The organism is Spirulina sp. LEGE 11439, from assembly GCF_059821285.1.
Genome location: NZ_JCAMRX010000008.1, coordinates 16,707 through 31,436 on the forward strand (window position 1 = coordinate 16,707; position 14,730 = coordinate 31,436).

The window sequence follows — 14,730 nt, forward strand, 5'->3', positions numbered from 1 at the left end:
TTGGAGAGTCAACGCGATCGCTTGTTTCCTCAACTATTTTAAGCACCATTCAAACCGAAAGAATAGCCCTGATATTTTTCCATGAAGATGCACCCGATCGCTTTTATGGAGCAGCAACACCCGTTGGAACAAAAAACTCCACGAGAGAAGTGTCGATACGCTCCGTTTCATTCGCTAAAACTGTTTCATTTTTAAGAATTTCCCCATCTGGAGTAATCGTTAACGGAGTATGAGGAAAATCTGTTTGAGTGAGATAGCGCATGAGTTCGATGGTTTCGCCACGATCGCTGGGTTGAGGAATACCATTTTTCTGCAAGCGGACTGGATGAATTTGCCCCGAGAGAAAATCGCCGCGATCGTTGAACTCTACTTCTAAAACCAAAGAATAAGCCAATTGCGCTTCAGTAGAAAGAGTTTGATACCCTAAAAAATTGCCCAAAGAATAGGCAATTAATTTATGACGATAGAGTTCTAAGCCTCGCGGAACGTGAGGTCCATGTCCTAAAATCAAGTCGGCACCCGCGTCGATCGCCAAGCGAGAAAACTGGACTAAATTGCCTCGATTTTCACCATAAAAATATTCCGTGCGATCGCTGACGTGCATGGCTGCGGTTCCTTCCGATCCGGCATGAATGGACAGAATGACCATATCGGCTTTGGCTTCCGCTTCTTTGACTAATGCTAAGGACGCAGGTATATTCAAGATCGAGTTTTGATTGGGAAAATAACTCAAACCGATCCAAGCAATTTTTGTCCCTTCGTGATAGGTATAAACAATTTTATCTTTCTCACCAATTGCTGTAATCCCTACACTTTCGATATTCGTAACCGTATCTTGAAAGCCGCGATCGCCAAAGTCAAAAGAATGATTGTTCGAGACATTTAAAATATCAAAGCCGACTTCTTTCATGAGTTGACTGTAATCGGGAGGCGTGCGAAAGGCAAAGACTAAACCACTGCCCATTTGTTTAGAAGAAATGGTTGCATTCGTCAAGGTACTTTCAAAGTTACCAAAAACAATTTCTGCATCCTCTAAAAGCGGTTCTACTGCCGCAAATAAGTCTTCTTTGCGCGGGTGCAAGCGATTACTGGGGTAGTTGGTGCCGGGAATAATATCACCGACAGCTTTTAAACGCAAGCGATCGGGTTTGGGGACTGCAGGTAAACCGTCGGCAATTAAGCGAACGGTAGATTCTTCGGTGAGTTCGCTAACTTCTTGAAAAGTGCTGGAACCGACTCCTAAGATAAAACTAAAAATACAAAAGAGAGTTCTTAAAAAAATCCGGCTGCTGGGGGTCAGTTCGCTGGAAATCTCTCTCAAGAGCTTCCCCCAAAAAACCATTATTTTTTCTTTTTCTAGGGAATTTTCTTCATCTCTAATTTTTTCTCGTCCTTGGACTAACATCAATTCGTTCCTCACACCAAATTGCCCTCTATGCTAACACTGGAAATTAAAAATGAGAAGCACTTTTGGCTTCTCATGCTCGATCGCGATCGCATTTTTTTTCAGTGAATCAAAAAGAGAAGCGATCGCCCTCTAATTTAAAGCAGGAGTAATCGTTTGAAAATCAGAGGAATAATTTATTGCTCATTGCTTATTGTTCACTATTTTCCGATACTGTTTCTGGCTCTACATTTTCTAAGTCTGCTGTACTGGAAATTTCTGCTTCTGGGATGCTTGTTTGCAAATTCCAAGCGATCGCATTGAGAATTAACTTACCATTTCCCGTACAAGTCTCGCGAAACTCTTCTTGATTGGCGATCGCAACACCCACCCGCTCGATAATCTTACCGTATTTTTTTTCTTTTGCCAGTTCTTTTTCCTCAGGGCTGAGGGGGCGACTGCGATCTAGAATCGTTTCGATAATCGGAGTATAGGGAGAGGCATCTTCTGCCGCTTCTTGGACTTCAATTTGCAGTTTCGTTAACTGTACGATCTCTTGTGCTCCTTGGACAATGGGTAATAATTCGCGATCGGTTGCTTCCATATTACCTTTAGCAGAGACAGGAGGAACATAGAAAATATTCTCTCGAGTGATGCCATCGGGAAATTTATCTTCTTCAATTTCCCCATTTTCCCACTTTTGATTGACAATTTCTAATGCTCTGTCTCGATTCTTTTTCGTATCTCCTCCGCGACCTTCCACCTCAATTCTAAACCCTTCGTGTTCTTCTGGGGGTTGAGAGAGATCGCTCACAGCGACGTAATGAACGACGGACTTTGTTCTAACCATACTAAGTTCTCCTAGTTTCTAGAATCGAGTTTCCTTAAGTTTAACCCTCGATCGGCAAGAGAATTTCAAATTCCGTTCCTATCTCCACTTCAGACTTGAGTTTTAACTCACCTTGGTGCTTTTCGGCAATTATTTTATAACTGATTGCCAAACCCAAACCCGTTCCTTTGCCAACGGGTTTTGTGGTGAAGAAATTCTCAAAAATTCGCCCTTGAATATCGGGAGGAATTCCCAAGCCATTATCAATAATTTTAACACTAATTCCCGATTGTTCGCGATATTTTTCTAAAAATTTTGTCACGACAGTAATTTGCGGTTGCCATGTCGGATTTTCTTCTTTTTCTTTTCTTTCCATCAACGTATCGATCGCATTAGCAATAAGATTCATAAAAACCTGACTGAGTTGGCCGGCATAGCAAGCAATGTTGGGTAATCGATCGTAGTTGCGAATGACTTTAATTTCGTGTTTGAGACGATTTTCTAAAATCAAGAGAGTTCCGTCAATACATTCATGCAAATTAATAATTTGCAGATCGCGATCGTCCATACGAGAAAAATTCCGCAAACTGGTGACGATCCCGATTAAACGTTCCGAACCAATTTTCATACTGTTAATAATTTTAGGCGCATCTTCCAGAATAAATTCTAAATCGAGATCGTCTTCCAGTTCTTGCAGGCGATCGGGTTTTTCGCCAATTTCTTCTTGATAACTTTGCACTAATTCAACTAAACTATTATAATAATCGGCTAAAAAATTAATATTTCCATGCACAGAATTGACAGGATTTCTGATTTCGTGAGCGACCCCGGCAACCATGCGCCCCAAACTCACCATTTTTTCCGTTTGTATTTGTTGGACATAATGACTTTCATCAAGTAATTGACTGGTGAGTTGATGAATTTTTGATTGGGCTAAAAGCAAATGATGCACGTCTAGCAAACGATAGTCGCGTTTATTCAATTCGACGACAATGGGTTCGTAAAGAAGTTCGGGAGGACGTTCGAGAGATTTTCGCGCCGCTTCGACAATGGGAGTATCTTTGGTAAAAAGCTCAAATTGAACGCGAGTGAAATCGTGTAGGGATTTAAGGGAACGTTGTAGGAAAAGTTCTCGGGCATAGGGACGACTCATGCTCTCTAAAAATCGCCGCCGAGAAATCATGCCGCAAAAATGACCTTGATGGGTGAGGATAACTCCGGGTAAAATGGGATTGCGATCGAAACTACAGGCAATATCGAAAACAATACTCGAATCTTCAACTTGAAATTGATAAAGCTCTAGGGTTTCGAGAGTCGATTCTAAACCAAGCTGTTGAAACTCTAAAGAACGGGAAGGAGAGACGGATTGAAGGTTCATTGGTGCGGTTAACACGATCGCAATAGGGGAGTGAAGTGGGATTTACTTTTTTACTTTATCGTTCTCCTTCATTTTTTGCGAGATCGTTTTTCTCTTGGCAATATTCTGCAAGGGAAATTAAAATAATCTCATCTTTTTCTTAACCTAAACTTAATCTCAACGTGAATTATTCTCTCTCCATGAGAATGAGGCGCAAAGTATCTAAATGAACGTACCAAGGAAAAGGTAAGTCTTTGAAGTTCTCCCATTTTTCCTTAAAAACTTCAGCTTGAAGATGATAAGCGATCGCATTTTCAGGAGGTGAATTCAGCCGCAAGAAAAGGGTCATTCGGTGCTGAGTTTCGCTTTTTTTAACCAACCAACAAGGAAAGATATTTTTTTGAGGCGATCGTTGTACTTCTGAGGTATTGAGAAAAAGAAGATGATGAGCGCGAATGCCTATATATTGTAAGGAATTGGGAACGGGTTCGACGAGATGCAAAGAACAATCCCAATCCAAGGCTTCTACTCGTTGGGCATCGATCGCACCCACCCGAGAAAAATTTTTACACTCGGTTAATTTGGCGGCGGTTAAAGTGGAGGGACGCTCGAAAATGTCCTGCTTGCGTCCGGAGGCGATCGCGCGACCTTCATGCAGCACTAGCAAGCGATCGCAAACCCGATAGGCTTCTTCAAGTTTGTGGGTGACAAATAAAGTTGCTCCTTGATAAGTGGAAAAAACTTCCGTTAACAACTGTTCGATATGGCTGCGGAGATAACTATCCAAAGCCGAGAGGGGTTCGTCAAAAAGCAGGGCTTCGGGAGCGATCGCCAACGCCCGAGCCAAGGCCACTCTCTGCTGCTGTCCCCCAGAAAGTTCCCGAGGGTAGCGCCATTCCAAGCCTTCTAACTGCATCAATTGAATATATTTCCCGACCCGTTGCTGGCGTTCCTCTTTCGAGAGTTCTTGCAAGCCGAAGCCAATATTGCGGGCGACTCTCATGTGAGGAAAAAGGGCGTAATTTTGAAAGACAAAGCCGATACGCCGCGATCGGCTGGGGATATTGATATGGTGGCGAGAATCAAATAATATTCGCCCATTGAGAACGATTCGCCCTCGGGTGGGAGTTTCCAAACCCGCAATACAGCGCAGGGTCATACTTTTCCCAGACCCAGAAGCCCCCAAAATTCCCAAGGGTTTGCGATCGGTGCTGAAGTGATTATCAAGGCTAAACCCGGCTAGATTTTTCTGGATCTCGACCTGTAATTCTGGCGAAGTTCCCGTGATGTTGGGTTGGGCGATCGCGGTTTGACGAGACTTTTTGAGGATGCGGTCAAACCAATGTTCGACAATACACAACCAGCGACCGAGATGAATGGCTAAGCGACTCTGAGTCAGGGTTGGAGAGTCCGACCCGCGATTAATAACAGCGATCGCTAACAAGGCGATCGCAATCATCGTCAAGGTCCAGATTAGGGCTTCTTGCATTTTTCCCGCTTCGGCGGCCAAAAAAATTGCGATCGGCATGGTTTGAGTTTTCCCCGGAATGCTCCCCGCCAACATCAGGGTTGCACCGAATTCTCCCAAAGCTCTCGCAAAAGCGAGAATTGTACCGCCGATAACCCCCGGCCAAGCCAGAGGAAGCAGAATTTGCCAAAAGATGCGAAATTCTGAAGCGCCTAATGTTCTCGCACAGTCGATTAAATTGCGATCGACTTGTTTGAAGGCTCCCAATACCGTTTTATACATCAAGGGAAATGCTACGACAGAAGCAGCAATAACCGCAGCCGGCCAAGAGAAAATGAGAACAATCCCCAGTTTTTGTAAGAACGAGCCAACGGGACTATTGCGACCCAATAAGAGCAATAATAAAAAACCGACCACCGTCGGCGGTAGGACGAGAGGCAGCGTAAAAATTCCATCGATGAATCCTTTCCCTTTCCCCTGATAACCAAACATCCAACCGGCGATTGTAATTCCAGCCGTCGCCGCAAAAATTGTTGCTACAAAAGCCGTTTTCAGGGAAATCCACAGAGGAAAGAGATCGAATTGCATAATGTTAATCTTTGTAGATTAATCTTTGTGGATGATTGTCCCGACGCGATCGCCATTTAAAGCGGCTGCGAGTCGTTCGGGTTTGGTGCCGTTGACAATTTGGAAGCGATCGAGCAATTTTGCTTGTGCTAATAGATCGATAAGAACGGGTTCAAAGGGTAAGCTGGGAAATTCTCGTTTTTTGAACTCAGCAACGGAAATTTCGGGGATGAAATTAGCATCGCGAGAAGTTTTGGGATCGCGATCGTAGAGTCCATCGACATCTTTGACTAAAGTGAGGGTTTTACAGCCAAAACATTCACTGAGTAAAAAACAGCCCGCATCGCTGCCGTGGCTGGGAATGCGTCCGATCGCAGGGGGATGTTCCCAGAGAGAATAAGGCGGAACCCCCGTGCAAATGACTCCCGGTACGCTATGAATGAAAAGGGGAAGGAGGTGTCCGAAAATCTCCGGGGGAATGGCAACTACGCCATGAGGAGCCAGCAATGTACCGAGAATGTGTGCGGTGCCCAAAGCATCCGCCGCCGATAGTTGCGCCAATACTCCGGCTGGCATTCCCAGATCGATACCAATGGAAAAAACATGACGGCTTCGCGCCCCACCACCAGTACCGAGAATTAGTTTTTTCTCCTTGAGAATTTCGGCCAATGCGTCTACCACCGGATACGTTACCGATCGCCCGGCATCCAAGATCGATCGCCCGCCAATTTTCACGGCATGAACGTGGGGTAGCATCCGCACGATCGGAGTTTCGCCCATATCGGTAGATTTCTGTACATCTCGATCTAACAGGCTTTCTCGCATCAACATGGATTCGAGATGGTTGCGTTGGTCTGGGTTAGCGGGAGTATAAGTCATTTCAGTGAACAGTTATCAGTGAACAGTTATCAGTGAAGGGAATATAGACAATGAGGCTTGAGTTTAATGCGGTTTAATCGGCATAAATGAGGGTACCGATGTCTTCTCCATTCAGTGCTTTCGTGAGGTTTCCTTGGACCAAACCGTTAATAATCCGGATCGAACGGCGATTTTTAGCATTTTCCATCATGTCAAGAACTGGGCGTTCCACGACCACATCTTGTAGATCTAGGGCTTTCAGTTCGGCAACGGAGATTTTGGGGATAAATTGAGCATTGCGATCTTTTTTGGGATCGGCAGTGTACAATCCTTCTTCGTCTTTGATGAAAATCATATCTTTGGTACCAAACACTTCACTCACAAGATAAGATCCCGTATCTGTGCGATGAGGAGGAATGCGACCGATCGCGGGGTTTTCGTGCCAGAAGGTATAAGGAGGCATCCCAAAGAAGACGGCGGCACCGCGTTCGGCAAGATAGAGGGGCAGTTGAGGAAACTGGATGGGTTCGATAAAGGGAATCCCGTGTTTGGCGAGCAAATAGTGAATCATGCGGGCGTTTTGCATGCTAACAAAAGTACCCAATACGCTTAAAACTCCTGTGGGTAAGCCCAAATCCAAACCGACGCTATAGCCGTGTCGCGCCCGCGTGCCGCCTCCGGTGCCGATAATCATTTTATGGGTGTCGAGGTTTTCGCCGATCTCTTCAATGAGCGGAAAAACCGCAGATCGTCCGCGATCGATGAAACTCTGACCGCCAATTTTGAGAACGAAAGCATCGGGTAAAATGGAAATGGTGGGATGATTGTCTGTTTGAGCAAGGATATTCGGATCGCTTAAAGAACCCGATATTAAAGATTTACTGAGTCCCGAAAGGAGTTCGTTTTGTTGGTCGAGAATAGTATTTTTCATCAATTTTAGTTTCTCTTCGCTGGTGACTGTTAACTGTTAACGTTTAATCTGTATCGTTTGCAAAAGGTAGGTTTCTGTAGATTCGCTGGGAACGTCAAGATTGTTAAAGGTTGACTCTGCCCATGTTTGCAATTCGGCTAAAATCTCTTGTTTAATCGCTGTCGGTGGATCGATCCCGGCTAAACCGTCTTTATTTTGCCAAGACTCTAAAGATTGTCTGGGGGTGTGAGAAACCATCCAATTCGCGATCGCAGTGGGGGAACTGACAGAGCAACCGTGTTGATGAAATAATTCAATCGTGCGATCGCGATGCTTTTCTCGGCCTTGAAAGCCTTTTTGCTTGAGTAGATAGCGCATCTGTCGTTTCATGCGAACCTTAACACTTTCTTCTTGACGTTCGATGCTGCCAATGAATAAAAATGCACCGTCAGGATGGGCAATTCGCAAACATTCTGCAACCACCCGATCGCGATCGAGCAAATGCAGCGATCGCGAAGCAAAAATCACTCGTGCTGTACCATCGGAGATTGGCCAAAGCTGATTTCCGTCCCCTTGTCGCAGTATAAAATCCTGTTTTCCTGCGGGTAAGCGTTGCTGAAATTGTGCCAGCATTGCCTCAGAAAGATCGAACCCTAAATAGCGAACTCTAATTTGTGAATGTCCAAACCATTGTCCGATTTGTCCGGTACCCGCACCCACTTCCACCACGAGATCTCCGGATTTGACTGCGGCAATCTCCAGTATTGTCTCGACAATCTGACGGCAAGTTTGCTCGGATAAACCCGTGCGGCGATCGTAGGCGATCGCTTGGCGATCGAATGAAGCTGGAGGAGAATTCGAGGTTGTTTCTAATGAGTGCATTTTTCGCACGGAATATGTTTTTTATGTGAAAACATTGCCATCTTGTATTTTAAAAAAGAACATGATGTCAAAACATGAGATTGCCAGCAAATTTGTCCCAGAATGAGCGATCGCTTCTCAAGTCTTGACTGTCGATCGTTCTTTTCTTCATTTTTGCTAGTAATCCAGTCATATCTACAATAATGGAGTTTAGGGCATAAATTCCAGAGTGATTTAATATTTTTTTGAATTTTGGAGATCTTTATATCTTCGATATAATTGTACAATATTACTTAACTTAGTGAAATATTTCTTTGCACTTTTAAGGTTTCACTCTTTTAAAAGTGTGATAAATTAAGGGCAACGCAGAGCAGTCCTCAAATTTAAAAACTCTCTTGGGATATTGTTATGAATAAAGAAAAACTCGATGCCGCCTTGCAAGCTGCGATCGCTGGCAAATCCGCACCCGAGGAGAAAATATTTCTCCAGTTACTACGACAAGTGTGGCAAATTGATTGGACCGTTGCACCTTACGACGTTTGGGGGCATTTTGTTGCCTATGATGTTCCTTACTTCCTCCGTTTTATGGCAGCAGATGTAGGAGACGAAGCAGAAGAACGCCAATTAATTATCGAGTGGATCTCCAGTCGCCTTGCCATGAAAACAAAAGACACTGGTGGAAATTGGAGAAATCGTATTGTCAATTTAATGGATGAAGCCAATCAAATCCGAGTAGAAGCTCGTAAAGGATAAAGGATAATCGAGTTAACCTCCATATTTTGCCAATTTTATGAAGTAAGCAAAAAATCTGAAAATCTTTCTGAATTAAACAATATCCTAGCGTATTTTACGCCAACGGATATTGTTTTTTCGCGTCCATAAATAATCATGATGACTATCAGAAATAGCGATCGAAAAAGAGGATTTTCATTAATTGCAAAAAGTGTAAATATTTATAACATTATTGACGACCTGTCATATTTCAAAAATAAAAGAATTTAAGATTGGTTCAGATCGAGATAGATATCAAAGCAAGATATCTTATTTTCCGTAAGAGAGAAAAGTCATTTGCAAAAAGTGCGATCGCATCGCGAGTATTCAAATGACCTAGATTTTGGCATCCAAAAAAATTATTCGCGCGATCGAGCCAATGACAACAGCAAATTTATATCCCTGCAATATTCAAAGGAGAATATCCGATGACACAAAATAATGAATTGAGACAACCCTCTGACAACTCAGAGGCAAACACAACTAAATCCACGTTCAATCGTCGTCAGTTTGTCGGGGCTGGAATTGCAACAGCAGCAGCATTCGTCTTGCCTCGTCCTGCCAAAGCCAATGCCGTTAAACTTCCTTGGGATATCCCGTCAACAATGGCAACCAGTATGACCACTGGTGGATTTCCTCAACCCGACCTCATTGCCAATGGAACACCTGAAGATCCTGCTCTTCTCAGTGTTGTGACAGATACTATCAACATTACGGGAGTCAATCCGCGCAGTGAAGGGACGCGATGTTATAACGGTAGTATACCTGGTCCGACCTTTAAAGTCAGTGCAGGCGAAAAGTTAAATATCCAATTAATCAACGATTTGCCTCCCAATAGTAGCACCCCCACACCACCAGATACAGGCTGTCCGGGGACAGACAATAAACCCCGTTGTCTGAATACAACCAATTTGCATTTTCACGGTTTTCATGTCTCACCCATGAGCTTAAATGCTGATGACGAGCCAGTTTCTGGTGGAGAAGATGCAGTTTTATCTTCTGATGACGTTTTTTACGAACTCGAACCTCGCGAAGAAGATGGGCAAGCGGCACCATCACATAACTATTGTGTTTGGTTGCCGAGTTTTCATGCTCCTGGAACTCATTGGTATCATTCTCATAAACATGGCTCAACTGCGATTCAAGTTGTCGATGGTATGGCTGGTGCATTGATTGTTGAGGAAGAAGGAGAAGCAGCGATCGATGTTGATGAAGATATCTTGTGGGTCGTACAAGAAGTTATTGGCAACAATGACACAGACGTTTATAGCTGCATTACCACCTCTCAAGAGTTTACCGTTAATGGGGTTTCTCAACCCACCCTAACCATGCGCCCCGGAGAACTTCAGCGTTGGCGTTTTATTAATGCAACCGCAACAGTTCGGGGCTTTATGACGTTAGAATTCAAGAAAAAAGATAGCGGCGATCCCGTTAACGTATCTCTCATTGCGGTAGATGGGATTAGCTTCTATGAAAAATCTCCAGAATCAATATCAGAAATGAAGTTCTCTCCGGCCAACCGTGCCGACTTTTTAGTTCAGTTAGAAGCCGGAGAATATGAAGTTTACAAAGGGGCTTTTCCTAATGTAAATGCGGCAGGAACATCTCAACTTCTGGCCACTGTCAACGTTGAAGGAGACCCAATTCCCACAGACCAGCAGAAAGAAATCCCCAATCCCATACCGGGAACTGCACCTACTTATTTACAACCTATTACGACAATCAATAACAGTCGAACGATCTCATTTGATACCAGTGGAAGGGGTTGTGGTGGATCGACAGGACAACCGATTCAAAGAGTTTTTGAAACAGATAATACCCCTTACAATCCAGATGGCCCTGATGAAACCGTGCAGGTTGTGAATATTAATACCGCCGAAGAATGGACGCTTACGAATACAACAGGGTCTTATCATCCGTTCCACATTCATGTTAATCCCTTCCGAGTCGTTGAAATTTTCGATCCCAATACAATGAGTACACCCCAAATCATTGCTGACGCGGATCAAAAATGGTGGGATACTTTTTATATTCCTTCTCGAGCGAATGGGAATGATGGTTATATCAAAATTCAACAACGTTTTTCGGGCTACAATGGTAAGTATGTCTTTCACTGTCATATTCTCGTTCACGAAGATTTAGGAATGATGCAGAATGTTTTAGTTGAAGGAGAAGGAACCGATCCTTGTCAGCCTTGCACGGGAACAACTTGCTCTAACGAGACTTAATTAACATCATTCAACAAATTTCAAGATTCTTTAGAAGTTTGTTTGCATAATGAACAATGAATGAGAAATAGCGCGATCTTTTGCAATTTTGCTATTTCTCATTTTTTTCGTCTGATTCGTTATCCTAGAAATAATATGCTCTTCTTTGAGGGGAAACTGTAATGAAAGAATTAAGATATTTTGCTTTCATCGTTCTGACTGTATTTTTCTTTACAACGACGATCGCATCAGTATCGGCAGGAGAAACTCGAGTGCTTTCGCCAAGTCAAGATAATACCCTAATTGAAAATGCCACGGGAAATCTCAGTAATGGTGCGGGAGAAATGCTGTTTGTCGGTCGCACCAATCAACCAGAAGGGAGTCTCAGAAGAGGTGCGATCGCTTTCGATCTGACAGAGATTCCTACAAATGCCAAAATAACGGCTGTCTCTTTAATGTTAACGGTAGAGCGATCGCAGAAGGGAGATTTTCCCATCGAGTTACATCGTCTTTTAAAGGATTGGGGAGAAGGAGATTCCTATCATCGCGGAGGACGAGGAGCGCAGGCAAAAGAAGGGGATGTAACGTGGGTGCATCGCTTTTACGACCGGGAGTTGTGGTCTAATGTGGGTGGAGATTTTGCTTCTCGCGTCAGTGCGGTGCAAACTGTGGGAGGTGTAGGAATTTATACATGGGAATCGCCGGAAATGGTAACAGATGTGCAACAATGGTTGGATTCTCCTCAAGAGAATTTTGGCTGGTTGTTGTTGGGGGACGAAACAACGGCGCGATCGGTGAAAGGGTTTTCCAGTCGGGAAACGCAAGATTTCTTTGCAATACCGCAATTGAGTGTTAGCTATCAAAAATAGCACTTTTTAAAAATCAATCCATTTTTAGAGTTTTATCTCGTGCAAAAATCAAAATCTAATCGTTTCTTATTGACAAAACAATTACATCATCTTCCCGATCGCTACCGACTCTGTATCGTACCTATCTTGCTTTTTACATCGAGTATGATTATGGCGATCGCATGGTTGGGGCACCTGAAATTTAAACAACTCCCTTTTTTCTGGGCAATCTTATTGTGCTGGTTGTTAGTTTTGCCGGAATATTTCGTGAATATTTCTGCTATTCGCCTCGGATATAATGTCTATACAGGGGCGCAAATGGCTGCATTTCGCTTGTGTTCTGGAGTCGTTTGCGTTGCTTTGGTCTCGCGTTTCCTCTTGGGTGAAGCCTTATCTCTGCAAAAATTAATTGGTTTTGGGCTAATGATTATTGCCATGATATTCATTACGCGCAAATCTCCTAATCTAGGATAATTGAAAGCAATTTGAGAAACAAAGAATTAGGATTTAATATTCGATGACAGTGATTTTAGTTCCTTTAATGTTATGTTTATCAAGTTTACTGATGGCGTTTGCTTGGTTGGGTCATATCCGCTTCCGCAGCCGAGGATTTTTCCTCTCTCTCTTGGTGAGTTGGGCGATCGTGCTTCCAGAATATATTCTCAATGTTTTAGCGATTCGTTATGGTCATGGAGTTTATACAGGAGGAGAAATGGCAGCATTTAATTTAGGCACAGGGGTGATTTGTGTTGCTCTAGTTTCCCGTTTATTTCTTAAGGAGCCAATGAATTTCTATCAAATTTTTGGTTTTTTCTTAATGACTTGGGCAATTATTCTCGTTGTTTATAATTGATAGATGCCAAAAAGCCAAAAATAGCGCAACAAGAGAAAAACTTCCATCGCCATTAAAAAACTTTTCTCAAACTTCTGCAACATCAACCGGATCGATCGCATTTCTGTTGTATAGGGGACTGAAATCTATTATCAAGGAAGGAAGACCCAGACATGAAACCGACAAACCGGGTAAAATTGATGACTCGTGCAACGGCAGGGGCGATCCTCGCCAGTACCGTTGCTATGCCTGCCGCAACCGCTTCCCAAACCCTCCCGGAAAATCTTCTCGATACCCCCTCTGTCAAAACCAGCGATCGCGATTTAAATCTCGCCGCCATTACAGAGATCCCCGCTTTACCCTACCCCGACTTTGACGAGCCGGTTTTAGAGTTTTCCAACCCCAGCACGGCGATCGACTTCTCCTATCAACTTGCCCAATTCCAAGATATTAATACGACCCATTGGGCGGCCAATTTTATCTCTCAACTCCTCGAATCTGGCATTGTTAAAGGCTTTCCCAATGGTCGCTTTTTGCCGGAAAATCATGTCACCCGCGCCCAATTTGCGGCCACGATCGCCAAAGCCTTCGGCGATCGCACCCCCACCCGCAACGCGATCGCCTTTAGCGATGTCCCCAGTACCCACTGGGCTTACCAAGCCAGCCAAACCGCTTACCAAATGGGCTTTCTTTCCCCCCGAGGCAGCCAATTCGACCCCAACCGATCGATGAGTCGTTTGGATGTCCTCACCGCCCTAACGCAAGGATTGGGTTACTCCTACGAGAGTACCCCCGATGTTCTCAGCAAAATCATTGGCCTATTCAACGATGCCAATCTCCTTCCCGCCGAAGCCCGATCCGTCGTTGCGATCGCAGCCATGCGAGGAATGCTAGTTAACTATCCCAATGTACGAAACTTAAATCTCACGCAAACTGCTACCCGTGCCGATGTTGCCGCCTATCTCTATCAAGCCCTAGTCAGTTCCGGAAAAGCCACAGCGATCGCTTCTCCTTACGCCGTTAATCTCGAAGGAGTCGAAGGGATTCCACTTCCCGCCATCAATCGCAGGACGACCCCAGCCAATACCGTTAACACCTCCCCGCGCAATCGTCAAAACTGCAATCAAGGGATTGGCAACGGTTCAGAAGGCTGCGATCCCGGTAATTCCCGCCCTCATGGGGGAAGTAATGACGAAGGCGGACGCACTCCTGGCGATCGCTAATTTTTGCTGGCAACAAAGACACAGAAAAAGCAAAATCTCGCTCTCTGTGTCTTTGTCATCAATCTTTTAAACCGCACTATTCAACCGTGATACTTGCAACCATTCCCGCTCCTCTGTGAGGTTGACAGTAATACTGATAAGTTCCCAATGGTGTATCTTGAGGAAAAGTGACACGATAAGTCTGTCCGGGGGAAAATAACAGCTTATTCGAAGAAAAAGTTTTGACATCGATCCCCTCAGGACCCTTACTAAAAACAACATTATGGGGTGCCAACTTATTCATCACAAAATCAATAGTATCTCCCGGTTTGACCGTGAGGTCATCGGGAACAAATTTGAGCATTCCATTATCTGCCCCCATTTTAATCGTATAATTCTCAGCCGCCGCCGAAGTTGCAGTCACCGCGAAAGTCATCACCACCAATAAAATACAAGAAAAGAACAACGCCAACTTTTTAAACACAGTTTTAAAACCCTATCTTGAATGAGAATAGTTGCAGAATTGTAACGCATTCTCTCGATGTTGGGAATCAACCTCGTTTTGAAGAAAATCAAGACCGATCGCCAAACCAGACAACAAAACGATACAATAACTCTTAATTATTCGCCGAAAGA

General features: G+C 44.0%; 14 protein-coding genes. 6 read left to right on the top strand and 8 right to left on the bottom strand.

Annotation, left to right across the window (positions count from 1 at the left end):
- Window positions 1-103: 103 nt before the first annotated feature.
- The 7 genes from AC6RV6_RS07875 to AC6RV6_RS07905 all read right to left on the bottom strand — a co-directional run bounded on the left by AC6RV6_RS07875 (window position 104) and on the right by AC6RV6_RS07905 (window position 8,255).
- On the bottom strand, window positions 104-1,405 hold the full coding sequence (locus AC6RV6_RS07875; RefSeq protein ID WP_500240418.1) for a CapA family protein: 1,302 nt from the start codon (window positions 1,403-1,405) through the stop codon (window positions 104-106).
- 190 nt (window positions 1,406-1,595) lie between these two features.
- Window positions 1,596-2,234, bottom strand: a complete 639-nt coding sequence (locus tag AC6RV6_RS07880) for a hypothetical protein (RefSeq protein ID WP_500240228.1) — start codon at window positions 2,232-2,234, stop codon at window positions 1,596-1,598.
- A 40-nt stretch (window positions 2,235-2,274) separates the two neighbouring features.
- Window positions 2,275-3,606 carry a sensor histidine kinase gene (locus AC6RV6_RS07885; RefSeq protein ID WP_500240229.1) on the bottom strand — a complete coding sequence of 444 codons (1,332 nt, stop codon included), beginning with the start codon at window positions 3,604-3,606 and terminating at the stop codon, window positions 2,275-2,277.
- Window positions 3,607-3,757: 151 nt separating this feature from the next.
- A complete protein-coding gene (modB, locus tag AC6RV6_RS07890) occupies window positions 3,758-5,626 on the bottom strand; it encodes a molybdate ABC transporter permease subunit (protein WP_500240231.1) in 1,869 nt (622 codons plus the stop codon).
- Between the two features lie 18 nt (window positions 5,627-5,644).
- On the bottom strand, window positions 5,645-6,484 hold the full coding sequence (locus tag AC6RV6_RS07895) for an amino acid kinase family protein (RefSeq protein ID WP_500240232.1): 840 nt from the start codon (window positions 6,482-6,484) through the stop codon (window positions 5,645-5,647).
- Between the two features lie 73 nt (window positions 6,485-6,557).
- Window positions 6,558-7,394: an amino acid kinase family protein gene (locus tag AC6RV6_RS07900; protein ID WP_500240234.1), complete on the bottom strand. Its 837-nt coding sequence runs from the start codon at window positions 7,392-7,394 to the stop codon at window positions 6,558-6,560.
- A 36-nt stretch (window positions 7,395-7,430) separates the two neighbouring features.
- Window positions 7,431-8,255 carry a class I SAM-dependent methyltransferase gene (locus tag AC6RV6_RS07905; protein ID WP_500240236.1) on the bottom strand — a complete coding sequence of 275 codons (825 nt, stop codon included), beginning with the start codon at window positions 8,253-8,255 and terminating at the stop codon, window positions 7,431-7,433.
- A 387-nt stretch (window positions 8,256-8,642) separates the two neighbouring features.
- Between AC6RV6_RS07905 and AC6RV6_RS07910 the strand changes: the two genes are divergently transcribed.
- The 6 genes from AC6RV6_RS07910 to AC6RV6_RS07935 all read left to right on the top strand — a co-directional run bounded on the left by AC6RV6_RS07910 (window position 8,643) and on the right by AC6RV6_RS07935 (window position 14,115).
- Complete coding sequence (locus AC6RV6_RS07910) at window positions 8,643-8,987, top strand: hypothetical protein (RefSeq protein WP_500240237.1); 345 nt, start codon at window positions 8,643-8,645, stop codon at window positions 8,985-8,987.
- A gap of 446 nt (window positions 8,988-9,433) precedes the next feature.
- Window positions 9,434-11,233 carry a multicopper oxidase family protein gene (locus AC6RV6_RS07915; protein WP_500240239.1) on the top strand — a complete coding sequence of 600 codons (1,800 nt, stop codon included), beginning with the start codon at window positions 9,434-9,436 and terminating at the stop codon, window positions 11,231-11,233.
- A gap of 161 nt (window positions 11,234-11,394) precedes the next feature.
- Window positions 11,395-12,081: a DNRLRE domain-containing protein gene (locus tag AC6RV6_RS07920; RefSeq protein ID WP_500240242.1), complete on the top strand. Its 687-nt coding sequence runs from the start codon at window positions 11,395-11,397 to the stop codon at window positions 12,079-12,081.
- 39 nt (window positions 12,082-12,120) lie between these two features.
- On the top strand, window positions 12,121-12,534 hold the full coding sequence (locus AC6RV6_RS07925) for a DMT family protein (protein ID WP_500240244.1): 414 nt from the start codon (window positions 12,121-12,123) through the stop codon (window positions 12,532-12,534).
- Window positions 12,535-12,577: 43 nt separating this feature from the next.
- On the top strand, window positions 12,578-12,913 hold the full coding sequence (locus AC6RV6_RS07930) for a DMT family protein (protein WP_500240247.1): 336 nt from the start codon (window positions 12,578-12,580) through the stop codon (window positions 12,911-12,913).
- A 152-nt stretch (window positions 12,914-13,065) separates the two neighbouring features.
- Complete coding sequence (locus tag AC6RV6_RS07935) at window positions 13,066-14,115, top strand: S-layer homology domain-containing protein (RefSeq protein WP_500240249.1); 1,050 nt, start codon at window positions 13,066-13,068, stop codon at window positions 14,113-14,115.
- Between the two features lie 76 nt (window positions 14,116-14,191).
- Here AC6RV6_RS07935 and petE read toward each other — a convergent pair whose 3' ends face one another.
- Window positions 14,192-14,578, bottom strand: coding sequence for a plastocyanin (gene petE / locus AC6RV6_RS07940; RefSeq protein WP_500240252.1), 387 nt, complete (start codon window positions 14,576-14,578; stop codon window positions 14,192-14,194).
- Between the last annotated feature and the right edge of the window lie 152 nt (window positions 14,579-14,730).

Coding starts and splice junctions, on each gene's coding strand:
- AC6RV6_RS07875 (WP_500240418.1), bottom strand. CDS start 1,405: ATGTTAGTCCAAGGACGAGAAAAAATTAGAGATGAAGAAAATTCCCTA.
- AC6RV6_RS07880 (WP_500240228.1), bottom strand. CDS start 2,234: ATGGTTAGAACAAAGTCCGTCGTTCATTACGTCGCTGTGAGCGATCTC.
- modB (WP_500240231.1), bottom strand. CDS start 5,626: ATGCAATTCGATCTCTTTCCTCTGTGGATTTCCCTGAAAACGGCTTTT.
- AC6RV6_RS07895 (WP_500240232.1), bottom strand. CDS start 6,484: ATGACTTATACTCCCGCTAACCCAGACCAACGCAACCATCTCGAATCC.
- AC6RV6_RS07900 (WP_500240234.1), bottom strand. CDS start 7,394: ATGAAAAATACTATTCTCGACCAACAAAACGAACTCCTTTCGGGACTC.
- AC6RV6_RS07905 (WP_500240236.1), bottom strand. CDS start 8,255: ATGCACTCATTAGAAACAACCTCGAATTCTCCTCCAGCTTCATTCGAT.
- AC6RV6_RS07910 (WP_500240237.1), top strand. CDS start 8,643: ATGAATAAAGAAAAACTCGATGCCGCCTTGCAAGCTGCGATCGCTGGC.
- AC6RV6_RS07915 (WP_500240239.1), top strand. CDS start 9,434: ATGACACAAAATAATGAATTGAGACAACCCTCTGACAACTCAGAGGCA.
- AC6RV6_RS07920 (WP_500240242.1), top strand. CDS start 11,395: ATGAAAGAATTAAGATATTTTGCTTTCATCGTTCTGACTGTATTTTTC.
- AC6RV6_RS07930 (WP_500240247.1), top strand. CDS start 12,578: ATGACAGTGATTTTAGTTCCTTTAATGTTATGTTTATCAAGTTTACTG.
- AC6RV6_RS07935 (WP_500240249.1), top strand. CDS start 13,066: ATGAAACCGACAAACCGGGTAAAATTGATGACTCGTGCAACGGCAGGG.